Source organism: Paenibacillus tianjinensis (assembly GCF_017086365.1).
In the GTDB taxonomy this organism is placed as follows: domain Bacteria; phylum Bacillota; class Bacilli; order Paenibacillales; family Paenibacillaceae; genus Paenibacillus_AQ; species Paenibacillus_AQ tianjinensis.
The window spans coordinates 1,725,229-1,741,870 of record NZ_CP070969.1; the positions used below are offsets into that span (position 1 = coordinate 1,725,229).

General features: G+C 50.3%; 13 protein-coding genes. 11 read left to right on the forward strand and 2 right to left on the reverse strand.

What is annotated here, in order from left to right; genetic code table 11:
- Positions 1–78: 78 nt before the first annotated feature.
- From JRJ22_RS07475 to JRJ22_RS07510, 8 genes are all read left to right on the forward strand, one after another.
- Positions 79–1,452, forward strand: a complete 1,374-nt coding sequence (locus tag JRJ22_RS07475; protein ID WP_206103891.1) for an ABC transporter substrate-binding protein — start codon at positions 79–81, stop codon at positions 1,450–1,452.
- Between the two features lie 121 nt (positions 1,453–1,573).
- Complete coding sequence (locus JRJ22_RS07480; RefSeq protein ID WP_206103892.1) at positions 1,574–2,455, forward strand: carbohydrate ABC transporter permease; 882 nt, start codon at positions 1,574–1,576, stop codon at positions 2,453–2,455.
- 3 nt (positions 2,456–2,458) lie between these two features.
- Positions 2,459–3,292, forward strand: a complete 834-nt coding sequence (locus JRJ22_RS07485) for a carbohydrate ABC transporter permease (protein ID WP_206103893.1) — start codon at positions 2,459–2,461, stop codon at positions 3,290–3,292.
- A gap of 67 nt (positions 3,293–3,359) precedes the next feature.
- Entirely contained in the window at positions 3,360–4,382 is a 1,023-nt protein-coding gene (locus JRJ22_RS07490) for a glycoside hydrolase family 130 protein (protein WP_206103894.1), read from the forward strand.
- Positions 4,383–4,516: 134 nt separating this feature from the next.
- A complete protein-coding gene (locus JRJ22_RS07495) occupies positions 4,517–5,431 on the forward strand; it encodes an acetylxylan esterase (RefSeq protein ID WP_408637873.1) in 915 nt (304 codons plus the stop codon).
- Positions 5,432–5,522: 91 nt separating this feature from the next.
- Positions 5,523–7,466 (forward strand): methyl-accepting chemotaxis protein, encoded by a 1,944-nt coding sequence (locus JRJ22_RS07500; RefSeq protein ID WP_206103895.1) that lies wholly within the window; start codon positions 5,523–5,525, stop codon positions 7,464–7,466.
- The gene (locus JRJ22_RS07505; protein WP_206103896.1) at positions 7,429–7,587 is read left to right on the forward strand and encodes a hypothetical protein; all 159 of its coding nucleotides are present in this window, start codon (positions 7,429–7,431) and stop codon (positions 7,585–7,587) included. Before JRJ22_RS07500 ends, JRJ22_RS07505 begins: the two co-directional genes overlap by 38 nt.
- Before the next feature lie 153 nt (positions 7,588–7,740).
- The gene (locus JRJ22_RS07510) at positions 7,741–9,525 is read left to right on the forward strand and encodes a peptidoglycan D,D-transpeptidase FtsI family protein (RefSeq protein ID WP_232381064.1); all 1,785 of its coding nucleotides are present in this window, start codon (positions 7,741–7,743) and stop codon (positions 9,523–9,525) included.
- Here the strand turns inward: JRJ22_RS07510 and JRJ22_RS07515 are convergent.
- A complete protein-coding gene (locus JRJ22_RS07515; protein WP_206103898.1) occupies positions 9,486–10,682 on the reverse strand; it encodes an AI-2E family transporter in 1,197 nt (398 codons plus the stop codon). The genes JRJ22_RS07510 and JRJ22_RS07515 overlap by 40 nt on opposite strands.
- A gap of 297 nt (positions 10,683–10,979) precedes the next feature.
- On the opposite strand from JRJ22_RS07515, the gene JRJ22_RS07520 reads away from it, so the two are divergent.
- The 3 genes from JRJ22_RS07520 to JRJ22_RS07530 all read left to right on the forward strand — a co-directional run bounded on the left by JRJ22_RS07520 (position 10,980) and on the right by JRJ22_RS07530 (position 14,459).
- Complete coding sequence (locus tag JRJ22_RS07520; protein ID WP_206103899.1) at positions 10,980–12,359, forward strand: polysaccharide deacetylase family protein; 1,380 nt, start codon at positions 10,980–10,982, stop codon at positions 12,357–12,359.
- Positions 12,360–12,592: 233 nt separating this feature from the next.
- Complete coding sequence (locus JRJ22_RS07525) at positions 12,593–13,585, forward strand: phosphotransferase (protein ID WP_206103900.1); 993 nt, start codon at positions 12,593–12,595, stop codon at positions 13,583–13,585.
- 7 nt (positions 13,586–13,592) lie between these two features.
- Positions 13,593–14,459 (forward strand): GNAT family N-acetyltransferase, encoded by an 867-nt coding sequence (locus JRJ22_RS07530; RefSeq protein WP_206103901.1) that lies wholly within the window; start codon positions 13,593–13,595, stop codon positions 14,457–14,459.
- Positions 14,460–14,589: 130 nt separating this feature from the next.
- Here JRJ22_RS07530 and ilvD read toward each other — a convergent pair whose 3' ends face one another.
- Positions 14,590–16,275, reverse strand: coding sequence for a dihydroxy-acid dehydratase (gene ilvD / locus JRJ22_RS07535; protein ID WP_206103902.1), 1,686 nt, complete (start codon positions 16,273–16,275; stop codon positions 14,590–14,592).
- Positions 16,276–16,642: the final 367 nt, after the last annotated feature.

Consider the following 16,642-nt stretch of genomic DNA (forward strand, 5'->3'; position numbering starts at 1 on the left):
TTGATCGTTTCGACATGAAAAGTTTGTTAGTTTTTTGTTATTAATTATCGTGAATCGAAGAGAGGGGTCAAAAAAGCAATGAAGAAGACCAAAGCAGTTACAGGTTTGGCAGCACTCACGCTAATGGCGGGTTTATTCGCAGGCTGTTCATCCAACAACAACAACGCGGATAATGCAGCAGCAACAAATGCAGGAAATACAGGAACAGGTACGGAGGCTACTGCTGCCCCTGAAGGCGATGCAGCTAAGGATATCAAAGGTGATATCACAGTAATCACACAGCGTACGGATATCGTTGATACCGTATTCAAAGACTATGCAGCCAAATTCAATGAGAAATATCCGAATGTCAAAGTCAACTTCGAAGCGCTGTCCAGCTACGAGGATCAGATCAAGATCCGTATGAGCACCAATGATTACGGTGATGTCCTTCTGCTTCCTACAAGCGTTGCCATTAAAGATCTTCCGGATTTCTTTGAGCCGCTGGGCAAAATGTCCGATCTGGAGCAGCAATATACTGGCCTTGAAGAACGCAGTGTAGACGGCATTTCCTACGGTATTCCAATTACCGTTAACTTCTCCGGTGTGATTTACAACAAGCAGGTGTTCAAGGATGCGGGAATTACAGAAGTTCCAAGAACCTTTGAACAGTTCCAGACGGCTTTGCAGAACATCAAAGACAAGACCGATGCCGTTCCGCTGTATACGAACTATGCCGCAGGCTGGACGCTGACCCAATGGGAAGCTGATCTGGCTACCGTTGCCGGCGACCGTGAATATGTCAATATCGCTCAGGTTGCTTCGGATGACAACTTCGTGCAGGGACAACCGCACTACGACCTGTACAAAGTAATGTACGACGCAGCGAAGAACGGTCTGATTGAAGAAGACCCTACAACAACTGACTGGGAAACTTCCAAGGCTGACCTGGCTAACGGCAAGATCGGTACGATGATGCTCGGCTCCTGGGCAATCGGCCAAATCAAAGGACTGGCTACCAATCCTGATGATGTCGGCTTCATGCCTTTCCCTACCAATGCCAGCAAAATCCTTGTCCCGCTGTCCGATGACTACAACCTGGGTATCAGCCTGCACAGCAAAAACAAAGAAGCGGCAAGAGCATGGGTGGACTGGTTCATCAACGAATCCGGCTATCCGACCACTGAAGGCGGCGGTATGAGCCCGGTTAAAGGCGCTGAGCTTCCGGAAATCCTTAAACAATTTGAAGGCACGGACGTAACGTTCGACACCCTTGCACCAGCTAAAGCCGGCGAAGAAGGCTGGGTGGATGCAATTGATAAAGAAGCAGAAATCGGGCTCTGGCAGCCTGACTTCAAGAAAGTTATTATCGAAGCTGCAATCGGCAACCGCAAGGATTCCTATGACGATATCATGAAAGACCTGAACGACAAATGGAAAGCGGCAAGAGCTAAGGTTACTGCTGCGAAGTAATTTTTAAACGCAGAGTGAAGACAGATTCAAGAGAACGGGGAGATGCCATAGCGCATTTTCCCCTTCACTTTTGCGGGATTTGGACAGGGTTTGGAGTTATTAGCATGTGTTCTTAGGAGGTGTGGAGAGATTGTCCAACTTGAGCTATAAAAATCAGCGGATTTTGATCATTTTTTTATTCTCGTTAGTTCCGGTAGTGCTGCTGTTGACGTTCTCCTATTTACCCGTATTCAAAATGTTCCAGTACAGCTTCACAAGCTGGGACGGCTTCAGCAAAAACATGGAGTATGTCGGGTTCGACAACTACAAGACGATCTTCACCAAACCGGAGTATTTTGCCGTATTTAAGGTCAGTCTGTATTATTTCTTTGCTACGTTTGTGCAGATGGGGCTGGCCCTGTATTTTGCGACGATCCTGAGCTTTAATGTCCGTCTGAAGAACTGGTTCAAAGGAATTCTGTTCTTCCCGACTCTGCTCAACGGGGTAGCTATCGGGTTCATCTTCCTGTTTTTCTTCAAGCCGGAGGGTACGCTCAATACAATGCTAGACCTGGTCGGACTTGGAGCCTGGCAGCAGAAATGGCTGCTGAATCCGCATCTGATCAATATTTCCCTCGCCTTTGCTTCGGTCTGGAGATATATGGGGATGAACTTCATCATTTTCCTTGGAGCGATATCTTCGATCGGCAGTGATATTTATGAGGCTTCGGAAATTGACGGCGCCAATCGCTGGCACCAGTTCAGACATATTATCATTCCAAGTATCAAAAAAATTCTGCAGCTCAATCTGATCCTCGCGGTGAGCGGAGCGATCGGTGTCTTCGAAATTCCGTACGTCATGACTGGCGGCTCTAATGGCAGTGGTACGTTTGTCATCCAGACCGTTGATGTGGCCTTCAAATACAGCAAGCTGGGTCTTGCTTCGGCGATGGCTGTGGTGCTGCTGGGTATCGTTGTTATTGTGACTATTCTGCAGCGTGTGCTGATTAAGGAGGAGAAGTAAGATATGCATACTTTTAAATACACCGCAGCTTCTTTCTTCAAATATCTTACCTTAGTCTTAGGCGCACTAGCCGCACTGATTCCGATTCTGGTTGTCTTTTTCGCATCGCTCAAAACCAATGCGGAGTACGCCAGCACCGGGCCGCTTACCCTGCCGGAGAACTGGCTGAATTTCAGCAACTACACCAAGGCTTTTGTAGATGGCAATATGCTGCTCGGCTTCATGAACACCATTATTATCGTGCTTATTTCCATTGCCGGAGCTACGCTGACCGGATCAATGATGGCCTATATTCTGGCCCGTTTCAAATTCAAAGGCAGCAAGCTGCTGATGGGCGCTTTTCTGCTGGCAACCCTGATTCCGGGTGTGACCACGCAGGTCGCTACCTTCCAGATCATCAACTCGCTGGATTTGTTCAATACGCGCTGGGCGCCGATCCTGATGTATCTCGGTACCGACATTATCGCGGTTTATATTTTCATGCAATTCCTGGATTCAATTTCCGAGTCGCTGGATGAATCAGCCATGCTGGACGGTGCATCGTACTGGACGATTTACTGGAGAATTATTTTGCCGCTGCTGAGTCCTGCGATTGTCACGGTCATTATCGTGAAGGGTGTCAATATCTACAATGACTTTTACACGCCTTTCCTGTACATGCCAAAGAGCAGCCTCCAGGTCGTTTCCACCGCGCTGTTCAAATTTAAAGGGCCTTACGGCTCGCAGTGGGAGGTTATCTGTGCCGCGATAATGATTGCGATCATCCCGACACTGATTGCCTTCATCTCCTTGCAAAAGTACATCTATAACGGCTTTGCACAAGGCTCGGTAAAATAAAGCTGGTTATTTGATTAGTTGGAATTCACCGCAGCCTAGGCTGCACTATTTTGAGAGGAGCTTATTTATGAAAGAAGTACAGCTGATCGGCAATCATCTGCCGAACATTCCCTGGCAAGACAGACCGGCAGGCAATGACAATCCGGTGTGGAGACATAATGACAACCCGGTTATTAAACGCAATCCGGCCAAAGGCGTTGCCCGGATCTTTAACAGTGCCGTTATTGCCTATGAAGGCAGCTTCCTCGGCGTATTCCGTGTAGAGGATAATACGACCCGCCCTCACCTGCGGATGGGCCATAGCGCCGACGGTCTGGAGTGGAAAATCGACGACGAGCCGATTCAGTTTACCGACGAAGAAGGCAAGCCGTACGCACCGCGTTATGCCTATGACCCCCGTCTTGTAAAAGTTGAAGATACGTATTACATCATCTGGTGTACAGATTTCTACGGTGCAGCCATCGGGGTAGCCAAAACCCAGGATTTCAAAACATTCGTTAGCCTGGAAAATCCGTTCCTGCCCTTCAACCGTAACGGCGTATTGTTCCCTAAGAAGCTTAATGGCAACTTTGTGATGCTGTCCCGTCCGAGCGACAGCGGTCATACCCCGTTCGGTGACGTGTTCCTGAGCGAAAGCCCGGATTTCGTCTATTGGGGCAAACACCGTCATGTCATGTCTAAAGGCGGTCAAGGCTGGTGGCAAAGTACTAAGATCGGCGGCGGGCCTGCACCGATTGAGACTACCGAAGGCTGGCTAATGTTCTATCACGGCGTAACCACAACCTGCAACGGCCTTGTGTACAGCATGGGTGCGGTGATTCTCGATAAAGACGAGCCGTCCAGAGTTAAATACCGCTCCAGAAACTTCGTGCTTACACCGGAAGAATGGTATGAGGAAAGAGGCTTCGTTAATAACGTGCTGTTCCCTTGTGCAGCACTAACCGACGCCGAAACCGGCCGCATCGCCATCTACTATGGCGCTGCAGACACCTATGTAGGCGTGGCTTATACCACCGTGCAGGAAATCGTTAATTATGTCATCGAAACCCATGAAGAAGTTGGCGACGACGCGGGTCTCGGCAAGATTTAGGACGGAATAGCTATTGTCCGCAGCCGAGTTGCTGCACAGAGCGAAAACCCATTTACAATGGGTTTTCGCTCTGTTTCTATCCAAACTTCATCTTCCATTTGCCTAATCTAAAATTAACCCTGAGGAGAATCATCATGAACGAACGATCCCTGCCCCAATTACAAGCCTATAAAGGCATTAGCCCGAAGCCTGCTGATTTCGACCAGTACTGGGAACGCGCGCTGTGTGAACTGGATGCCCAGCCGCTGGATTATGAACTGGTGCCAGCCGAATTTACGAGCGAGCTGGCTGAATGTTTTCATCTGTATTTTAGAGGCGTAGGCGGAGCCAGAGTGCATTGTAAATATGTAAGACCGAAGAAGGCAGCCGGTGAGAAGGGGCCCGGAGTGGTCATGTTCCACGGTTACTCCTGCGACAGCGGTGACTGGCTGGAGAAAGTTGCTTATGCCGCCCACGGATTCAGTGTGCTGGCAATGGATTGCCGCGGCCAGGGCGGACTGTCCGAAGATAATCTGACAGTTCAGGGGACAACCATCCGCGGACATATTATCCGGGGGATTGATGACCCTGATCCGGACAATCTGTACTACCGCAATGTATTTCTTGATACCGCACAGACGGCGCGTATTCTGATGGCGATGCCGGAGGTGGATCCTGCACGTGTCGGTGCATCCGGACTGTCACAAGGAGGAGGACTTACAGTAGCCTGCGCTTCTCTGGAGCCCCGTATTGCGGTTGCTGTCCCGGTCTATCCGTTCCTCTCCGATTACAAGCGGGCTTGGGAAGCGAATATTACAACCTCTGCTTATGAGGAAATTAACTATTATTTCCGCTTCTTTGATCCGCATCATCTGCGGGAGGATGAGATTTTTAACCGCCTTGGGTACATTGATATTCAGAATCTGGCAGACCGGATACAAGGCAAGGTGTTATGGGTAACCGGGCTCGTGGATACGATCTGTCCGCCTTCGACACAATTCGCTGCATACAACAAAATCACAGCACCGAAAGACCTAATGGTATATCATGAATACGGTCATGAGTATTAACCTTATCTTGCAGACCGGATGCTTCAGATGCTCATGACCTTGTAACGGGATTAACCCTTACAGGAATAATGTGGATCTGGCGGTGAGTTTTTTGAGTAAATCAAGAGCAAGCGGTAAAGGAATATCCTGGCTGCGCCCCTCCAAGTCGATAGGGATGCGGCTTTTTTTAGTGTTTTTTATTTCCACTATGGGAATCGTGCTGTCACTCGGCTACACTTCTTATTCCGTAGCCAAACAAACGATTGAGGACAATGCGCTGTTAGCTAACGAACAGACGGTGAAGCAGACTGCAGAGAAACTCGATGTCATTTTGCTGCGTTTTGAAGACAGGCTGGGAGAGCTGTTCTATAACAAGACTATTCGGCAGGCTGTAGAGTCCGGTGCTGCATCCGGTGCAGACCAAGAGGAACGCAAGGCTGAAGCCGGCCGGATCCAGGCTGAACTGGACAGCTGGCTGGAAGCAGCGGGTAATATACAAGCGGTTTATCTCGTCCCCCGGAAGGAGAGTCTATCTACTTCTGCGGCGGGGGCTGCGGATAGTGCCTTTATGGATGGAATTCGGGAGAACAACTGGTTTAAGCAGCTGCAGGAGAAGCCTCAGAGTCTATGGATTACTCAGGGGTTGAAGCAGGGAGAGGCTGATGGTGTCGTCCGTTTTGTCAAATCCGTATCCGTTGATTCCGGCAAGGCGGACTATGTGGCAATTTGCGATATCCAGACGACAGAACTGGAAGGCCAGCTCAGCAAGGTCAGTCTAGGGAAAGATTCGTACATTCAGCTGCTGACCGGCAAAGATGAGTTGATTGCTACTTCCCAGCATCAGGAGGCGGATTCTTATCTGCGTCTGGGCGGAACCCTGTTCAAGGGGGTAAGCCAAGCATCAGGCTCTTTGCCGACCAAGGATGAAGAAGGCAAATCGATTCTGGCGGTGTATGGAACACTCGCGAGTTCAGGCTGGAGAGTGCTCGGTGTAGTGCCTTCGGAGAATTTGACCAAGGATGCAGGACGTATCCTGAATACGACGTACATTGCCGTTGCTGCTGCAGCACTAATTGCCGTTCTCATCGGTCTGTGGATGGTAAGGATGGTCTCAAGTCCTCTGATCCGGCTGAAGAACCTGATGTTTCATGGTGCGGAGGGAGATTTGCGGGTACGTACCCAAGTGACTTCCCGGGACGAGATCGGCCAGTTGTCCGGTTCGTTCAATATTATGATGGAACGCATCAATGAGCTGATTGTGCATACGAATGAGACAGCCCGTGAAGTGCTTGAGACTGCGGATGCACTGGGAAGCGCATCACGCAAAACCGCCTCAGCGGCTAAGGATATTGCCTCGGCAACAGAGGAGATTGCCGGCGGCGCAGGCAGCTTAGCCCTGGAAGCAGACCGGGGAAATGAAATGACGGAGCAAATCTCCGGACGGATGAGCAACGTCATTGCCGCTGCCCATGAGATGAGCAGTACTGCGCATAGTGTTGGACAATCCAGTGAAGAAGGCATGGTTAAGCTGCAGGAGCTGCTGGACAGAACGGAGAGTACAGGGGAGATGACAGGCCGCCTTGTTGGGAAAGTGAATGAGCTTAAGGAAACTGCCTCCTCGGTCATTAAGGTTCTGGAAGTCATGCAGAATATTACGCAGCAGACCAATATATTATCACTCAACGCAACCATTGAAGCAGCGCGGGCAGGTGAGGCAGGCAACGGCTTTATGGTTGTGGCGGACGAGATCCGTCAGCTGGCCGAGCAGTCCAAACGCTCCATCGCCGTGGTTGCTGAAATTACTGATACCATTATGAAGGATATGAATGAGACCGTAGCCGCACTGTCGGAAGTGGCACCGCTCTTCCGGGAGCAGAGGGCTTCTGTACAGGATACGAGCGAAATCTTCCTGTCTGTACAAGGACAGATGGATCGATTCATTAACAAGCTTGATTCTGTATCGGATTCCATTGAGGGATTGAACCAGTCACAGAGGGTGCTGTCGGAGACGATTAGCAATGTCAGCTCCTTTGCAGAGGAATCCTCTGCACTCTGAGGAGGTTGCTTCGCTTAGCGGTGAGCAGCAGAATGTAAGTGATCATCTGGTCGAGCTGTCCTCCAAGCTGGAGAATGCCTCACTGATCCTTAAAGAACGATTGTCTGAATTTAGAATGTAGCTCTGATTAACGAATATTGGCCGCTCTTTCCTTCGGGAAAGAGCGGCTTTTTATATTCATGCATTACATCCAAGTAATTATTCTGTAAGGTGGGCATAATAAATTCCATGAGTCTTGAACGGATATGTACCCGCAAATTCAGGAGGAATGGCATTGCATAAGCTAATTCATAAACGTATATTTTGGGGCCTGGTTATTATGTCGGCTTTCATGGGGATATTGATGATCAGGCTTGCCTGGGTTCAATTGCTACTGAAGAACCGGGAGGTCCCGGGAACGGAGTATACGCTGGCCCAAATGGCCGAAATTCAAAGTGAACGCGAAACTGTACTCGACAGCGGCCGGGGGCGCCTCTATGACCGCAGCGGGAAGCCGCTCGCCGGGGAGACGGTATGGACGGCAGCGTTTTTTCCGCAGAAGGAGCGGGGGAGAGTGGCGGCCGGGAAGGATTTGCAGCGCCTGGCCACAGTTCTGGAGGTTACTTACGGTGAACTGGAGAGCCGGCTCTCCGGGCTAAAGGAACCGCTGCTCTGGCCTGCCTCCGGCGGTAAGAGCCCTAAGGCGCTGACTCCCGCCCAGGCCGAGGAAGTGGAGAAGCTGGGCATCGACGGGGTGCGGGCACTGCCGTTTACCCGCAGATACAGGGGGGATGTTTCAGGCCGCCAGTGGCTGGGCTATATGTCCGAGGTTTCAGCCGCGGCAGCGAAAGAATCGCCTACAGGGCTTAGAGTTCCATTAGCCGGAACTGACGGACTGGAGAAAACGCTGGAGCCGCTGCTGCAGGGTGTAGGGCATACGGAAGCATATGCTCAGGTGGATGCGCGCGGAAACAGGCTTCCTGGCAGTGAGATCAAAGTCAGAGCCCCCGGCAACCCGTATTATCCGCTGTCAATGTATACGACTGTAGATAAAGGACTTCAGGAGGGAATAGAACGGCTGACAGAGGAAGCAGGGGTAAAGGAAGGGGCGGTTGTCGTACTGGACAGCCAAACCGGAGATATCGTGGCGATGGTGTCGCTGCCTTTTTACGATCCGGCGAATATTTCGCCTGAAGGGGGCGAATGGAACAACCGGGCGCTGAAAGCGGCGGTTCCCGGCTCGATCTTTAAGGTTGTGACCGCTGCAGCCGCCCTGGAGGCAGGGGTGACTTCTCCGGAGGAGAAGTTCTATTGCTCAGGGCAATTCGGCAAATACGGTTTGTCCTGTCTCCATGGCAAAGGACACGGTCCTCTTACGCTCGCGCAAGGGTTTGCCGTGTCCTGTAATACGGTTTTTGCAGCGCTGGCTGAGCGGCTTAGCGGTGCGCAGCTCCAGGCAGCGGCACTTGCGCTTGGCCTGGGCAGAGATATTGGCTGGCAGGCGGAGGATACGCTGGGCCAGCCGCTGCTCCGGCCGCTGGCCGGTGAGCAGCGGGGGACGATCTTCAGCACACTGCTGCCCGATGATGCGGGAGCCAGAGTGCAGACGGCCATAGGTCAGCGTGATGTAACTGTAACGCCGCTCCAGGCTGCGAACCTGGTCGTTACGCTGCTCCATGGCGGCGAGGTTAGAGCGCCGCGGATTCTGCAGCGGGTAGCGTTCAAGAACGGCCAGACGCTGCAGAATCTGCCGGCACATCTGGCTCCGGCCACGGCTGGAGCGATCTCGGCAGACACGTCCAAACTGCTGCTCTCATGGATGCGCCTGGTAGTCACCGAAGGAACCGGGAAGCGGCTGCAGGGTAGTGAATGGCCGGTGGCCGGTAAGTCAGGTACTGCTCAGACGATGGTGAAAGGGGTACCCCGCAACAACCAGTGGTTTATCGGATACGGCCCGGTGGACCATCCCCGCTATGCGGTCTCTGTTGCGGTGGAGAATGTTGCCCCCGGCAGCGCCCACGCCGCGACTAAGCTGTTCGGTCAGATCTTTGATTTGCTGTCCGAATCTTCCGGAGCCTGAGTTCCTGTGGACGATTCACCAGGTACGGCTCCTCCGGCAGTCGAAGGTTCAGACGCTGCGAACGGTGACACAATGAACTCTTCCTGGGGCAGATAAATCCAGCGCTGCAAATACCCCTGCTGGATCAGTTCCTTGATCAGAATGAGCAGGATAGGCGACAGAATCAGACCGGCAACGCCGAAGGCCGACATAGAGAAAATCACGAATGCCAGCATCAGAAAGGCAGAGGATACACCGATGGAATTACCGGTGATTTTCGGTTCCAGCAGCTGTCTGACAATAAGCACTACAGCGAGCAGTATTAACAGGCCGATGGCAAGCGAAGTGTTGCCGACGATAAACAGATAAATGATCCAGGGGATCAGAATAGTGGACACGCCCAGCAGCGGCAGCACATCAAACACGGCACAGACCAGCGCCATGGTGATTTCATTTCCGCTTCCAAGAATGAACAGGCCGGCCAGGACAATAACGAAGGTGATGCTGATCAGGATCAGCTGGGCCTTCAAATAGGAGCCAATCGCTTTGAAGACATTTCCCTGGACAAAAGCATAAGCTGTTTTGAACGTCTTGGGCATTTTATCATGGGCAATTTTACGCCAGTCCTTAATCTCCATGCTGAGGAAGAACGCCAATATGATGGCGATACCGAAATTCCCCATAAACGAAGAGAAGGATCCGAGCACTCCGATCATATATTTAAAGAAAACGATCAGCCATTTGGAAAGGATATTGGTGGCGTCGGTAAAATATCCGTTTATTTTGAGTGTCAGGTCTGCCGGCAGAGCATCGATTTTTTGCTGGAGATAGGTAGTAGCTTCTGTGAAATGCTGCTGAATGATTGCGGTATAACGCGGCAGATTATCCTGGAAATGCAATGCCTGAGTGGCGATCAGCAGCCCGGCACCGAATAGAATACCAAGCAGAATGATCAGGAAGAGCAGGACAGAAAGGGCAGAAGCGAAGGGTTTGGCCATTCCTTTACGGTTCAGGAACCTGGCCAGCGGCTCAATCAGCAGGAAAACAAAAAAAGACAGGAATACCGGTGCAGCCAATTGGTACAGCTTGCTGAAAACGAGCATCACAAGATACACCGTCAGCACGACCAGCCCGATATCGAAGAATGTTCGCCAATATTTTTTGTACAGCGGCAGCATAGATGAACACGACTCCTTTTTCAAATAGCATAATTTAGCTGTTTTTACGTTGCTGCATATCAATGCGTTTCTTTTTAGAGAAAATGACAAAATTACCTTCCATTCATTGTACACGATTTTAATAAAAATGCGTCTTTTTCTTTGGCAGCTGTGTTAAAATAGGGGGTAACGTTTTTTGTGGGACTTCTGCCCGCTAAAAAACCGCGAGACTTCGTTCACACTACTTGGCCGTACCCTAATATCTGCTTGCAGACGTAAGACGAGCCAAAGTCAACTCTGGAAAAGCGGGGAATTTACATGCAGACTTTGCTGCTCTGGTTATTTTATATTTCTTCCTTCTACGCGTTCATTCCCGGAATGATCAGCAGGATTTTCGGCTATCGCGTATTTCGCAAAGGCATCAAGCGGACCGAATTTGCCCTGACCTTTGATGATGGTCCGGACCCGCGCTATACACCGCAATTGCTGGATCTTCTCAAACAGTATGATGCGAAGGCTACCTTCTTTGTCGTCGGGGCCCATGCGGAGCAGAATCCGGAGATTATTAAGCGTATGTATGATGAGGGACATCTCATCGGTATTCATAACTATGTACACAAGACGAATTGGCTGATGCGGCCTGCAACCGTCAAACAGCAAATTAAACGTACCGGTGACATTATTTACAGTATTACCGGCGAGCGGAGTACCTATTACCGTCCGCCCTGGGGGATCGTTAACCTGTTCGACTTCTCCAAGCGCAGTCAGGTGCAGATTGTCTTGTGGTCGGCCATGTTCGGCGACTGGAAAGAGAAGCTTGGTGCAGAACGGCTGACCGAAAAGCTGCTCACCAAGCTGGGCCCGGGTGAAGTCATGCTGCTGCATGATTGCGGCACAACCCTCGGGGCCGACCCCAAAGCTCCTGAGCATATGCTGATTGCACTGGAGCGGATGCTGGAAGAGGCTAGAAAACGGGGGCTCCGCAGTATCCGGGTGGATGAAATGATTGAGCAGGTGCAGAAATCACCCATTCAGCAGCTCTCCTTCAGCAAACGGCTGGTCGTCGGATTATGGCTGGTCTGGGAGCAATGCTTTCAGTTCATGTTCCGCATCAACACCATTGCTCCGGCGGATCCGTTTCTTCATTACCGGCTGCGCAAGTATCAAGGGGATCCGGTACAGATGGATAACGGTGAACGTCTGGTAAAAGGCGACAAGATTATTGAGCTGCACATCGATAACAGGCAGCTGTTCGAGCTGGGTGTGCATTCCCGGTCTTCGGCACAGCTTGCGATCCGTATGATCCGCCGCATGGAGAAGGATCTGCCGGTCCTTGCCGAAAGAATTGCAACAGATCTTGACCTGGCTGAGGCTAAAGCGCTTTACGGGGTAAGCATGATCAACAGGGGCCCGGAGAAATTCGGATTCATGGTTCTCGACCTGCCGGACGGCTGGTTCGCCCGTTCGACCAAGTTCTATTTGAGCATTCTGCTGAGTGTCATTCATCCCTCAGGGGGGGCGCGCCTGAAAGTCCGAAGTGAGGTTCTCGTGCCGAAGATGATGCTGATGCCGGTATCGCAGCTGCTCGACCAGATGAATCAGCAGCGCCCTCAAAAACAGGTAAAGAGCCGTGAGCGGATTCGCGAAGAGGAGCTGTCCCTGGAAGCTGAGCTGCCGGGAGCGACAGTGGTACACTAGTTGTCTTTGCTTCAATATGTAAAGCTGCATGCCATTATATTTTCAATAACTGCTTGAACCTAATATAAAGACCGATACCAGACAGCGGCTCCTTGAGCCGCTGTCTTTTTCATTTTGATGATTTCTCAAAGAGGGAGGTTAGTTTAGCGAAAAAAAAGGATATTATTGGTCGTTCGTTGAAATTACAGATAAAGGTAAATGACGGATAAACGAACTATTGAAAGGAGAAATATATGCTGAAATTGCCTGTTAATCATTCTGTTTTTTCTTCCGAAGCACTAGCGCCTGCACTAAAAGATCTTTATGAGATTGGGGACGTCATAGAATGCCGTTTTCTCTCGAACGGGCTTAATGATACTTATGTATTGAAGACCTCTACAGGGAAATACATACTGCGAATCTATAAAGTGAAATGGCGAAGTATACATGACATTGCTTTTGAAGTGGAGATGCTGAATCACTTGGTCAGGAAGGGAATCCCTGTATCTGGTCCAGTGGCCAAAAGGGATGGCGGGTATATTACAGAAATGGATGCAGCTGAGGGACCACGCTTCGCGGTCCTGTTTACGTATGCGGAAGGCGGATATTCCGATAAAAAAGAGAGCTGTGATTTATTTGGCGAACAAGTAGCAAAGATGCATCTGGCTATGGATGATTTCGAATGCGGGCATGAAAGGTTTGCGATTGATTTGAACCATCTGCTGAAGCAGCCGGTTCAATTGATTCGGCCTGCATTAGCCCACAGGCCTGAGGACTTGGACTTTCTGGACTCGTTGTCTAATTTATTGACGAACCGTATAAATGATATCTCCTCAGAGTTGGAATGGGGTGTCAGTCATGGTGATCTTCATGGAGGCAATGTACACTTTCATGAGAATTCCTTAACTCAATTCGATTTTGACTGCGGAGGCTTTGGCTGGAGATCCTATGATGTTTCTGTTTTTTTATGGGCAAAGGTTAGAGGGAGAGAGAAGGAGCATTTTAATAATGAGTTGTGGGATGTTTTCCTGCAATCCTACCAAAAGCACAAAGGATTATCTGAATCCGATCTTAAGGCGATCCCTTTGTTTGTAGCGATCAGGGAAATATGGTTGATGGGTCTCCACACCGGCAACGCAGAGGTTTGGGGTGGCGGATGGCAAAATGATCATTATTTTGATACCAACCTGCAGTTTCTGCGGAATTGGTGTGAGTTTCATTCTATCGTTGAGCAGAGGAAAGGGTGATATTGTAATGCAATTTAAGTTGTATACGGATGTGCATGAGTTTTACATGGATACCTATGATGTGCTGATGCGTCATGAAGCACAAAATTTGATTCCTCTTGGCAATATCATAATTGGGCATGAAGGAAAAGACAAAACAGACTGGCGGGACCCTGTAAATTGGCTTATGGCAACTATTTCAGATGCTAAGGGCATACAGCTTACCGCCGTAATGACACCGCCACACAATATTACGCTTTATGCAACAGACAACATACTGAACCCGGAAGCTATAAACTGTCTGATAGATGGGCTGAAAGACCATGAAATTCCAGGTGTGATAACCGAAAAAACCTTGGCAGAGTATTTTGCCAAAGAATATACCCTGCGCAAGGGAATAACTTTTACAACAACGATGAGCCAGCGTATATATGAACTTACGGCAGTAAACCCAGACATTCAAAAGGTTGGCATCGTTCGATTGCTGGATGAAAAGGATATTCACTTTTTCCCATACTGGGCTGAAGCATTTTATGCAGCGGTGAGTTATGGCAAAACAGAAATGTCCATCCCGCAAGATGCAGACCCTTACCTCTACCGAATAGCATCGAAAAAAATCTATATTTTAGAGGACAACGGGATCCCCGTTTCTATGGCTGGATATACAAGGGTAATGCAGACGGCTATTGGCTTGGCATTTGTATATACCCCTCCATATGAGCGCAAGAAGGGTTACGCTACTTCAATTGTGGCGCAAATAAGCCAGCATGCATTGGATAAAGGATATACTAAATGCGTCTTATATACGGACTTAGCAAATCCCATATCTAATAGCATTTATCAAAAGATAGGTTATAGGCCAATTTGTGATTCGCTCGAGTTAAAATTTGAATAGCAGAACGATGCGGACAGAACTTCTCCTGCCTTAGAAAATACTATCGCATTTGCAATTTCCGGCGGGCAAACTAAAAAAGAGTCCCGGACGCATCACGCGTCCGGGACTCTTCATAGCGAGGTCGGAAGAATTAGATCTTCAACACGCCGCCTTTGCTTGCATTGGTAACGAGTGCGGAATAACGGGCAAGGTAGCCTTTTTTGACCTTAGGCTCAAAGCCTTTCCAGCCGGAGCGTCGGATAGCAAGGGTTTCTTCATCAACCAGCAGCTCAATCTTGCGGTTGATCAGATCCAGCTCGATGATGTCGCCGTCTTCAACGAACGCGATAGGTCCGCCTTCAGCAGCTTCCGGTGAGATGTGGCCGATGCTGATGCCGCGGGATGCGCCGGAGAAACGTCCGTCGGTGATCAAGCCGACTTTGGCGCCGAGGCCCATGCCGACGATCTGGGAGGTAGGGGCAAGCATTTCCGGCATGCCCGGTCCGCCCTTCGGACCTTCATAACGGATAACTACGACATGGCCTTCTTTAACCTTGCCGTTAGCGATGCCTTCCAGTGCAGTTTCCTGCGAATCGAAGCAGATCGCAGGTCCTTTGTGGTAGCCGCCTACAGATGCGTCAACCGCACCGACCTTGATGATCGAGCCTTCCGGTGCCAGGTTGCCGTACAGCACAGCCAGGCCGCCTACTTCGGAGTAAGGATTGTCGAGCTTATGAATGACGCTGGTATCCAGAATTTCGTGCCCGCGGACATTCTCGGCAATTGTTTTGCCGGTAACGGTCATGCAGTCGCCGAAGAGAGCGCCCGGCTTCTTAAGCAGCTCGTTCAGCACGGCGCTTACGCCGCCTGCACGGTCAACGTCTTCGATGAAGATGTCGGAGGCAGGAGCCAGCTTGGCCAGATAAGGTACGCGGTTAGCCACTTCATTGATCCGCTCCAGCGGATAATCAATTTCAGCTTCCTGAGCCAGGGCCAGGGTATGAAGTACGGTGTTTGTAGAGCCGCCCATTGCCATATCAAGGGCAAAGGCGTTGTCGAGAGATTCCTTGGTTACGATATCGCGCGGCTTCAGATCCAGCTTAATCAGCTCCATCAGCTGTGTCGCTGATTTGCGGACGAAGTCTCTGCGTTCTTCAGCTACGGCCAGGATGGTACCGTTGCCCGGAAGAGCGAGGCCCATAGCTTCGGCCAGACAGTTCATGGAATTCGCGGTAAACATACCGGAGCAAGAGCCGCAGGTAGGACAGCCGAATTGTTCCAGTTCCAGCAGTTCGGCGTCATTGATCTTGCCGACTTGATGCGCGCCTACGCCTTCAAATACAGAGGTGAGGGAAAGCTTCTTGCCTTTGCTGTCTACGCCGGCTTTCATCGGTCCGCCGCTGACGAAGATGGTCGGGATGTTGACACGCAAAGCGCCCATCATCATGCCCGGTGTGATTTTATCACAGTTGGGAATGCAGACCATGCCGTCGAACCAGTGCGCGGATACAACGGTTTCCAGGGCGTCGGCGATGATCTCGCGGCTTGGCAGGGAATAACGCATGCCGATGTGGCCCATGGCGATTCCGTCGTCTACACCGATCGTGTTGAACTCAAACGGCACACCGCCGGCTTCGCGGATAGCTTCCTTGACGATTTTGCCGAATTCCTGCAGATGCACATGACCCGGTACAATATCAATATAGGAGTTGCAGACCGCGATAAACGGTTTGCCGAAATCCTCCTCTTTTACTCCGGCGGCACGCAGCAGACTGCGGTGTGGAGCCCGGTCAAAGCCTTTTTTAATCATGTCTGAACGCATTTTCTTGGCTGCCATAATGAAAATTCCCTCCTGAATGTTTGGTAGTCTAAAAAATTGCAGAACGAATATAGTGTCGCATTAACGCATTGCAATCCCGAAATATGCGTATCTGCGGTTTATAGAAAGAACGGGGTCCAGCTTCGGGTAGCAGAAGGAGGGCGGAGCCGTTTCTATAAAAAACTAGGCATTGTAGTAAACAAAGCTGGATGATCCTGCTGGAGGAAGCAGCCAGCTTTGTTATAAGAGAGTCTATCACAAAAGGCCTATTTTTTCTACCGGACAATGTGAAGTTTGTCGCACCGGGGGAACTGTCAGCGGATTGCTGGAAGACGGATACGTCTGGTGAGTAAGTGAAGTGAAGGAAGGAACATTATTTAATAGT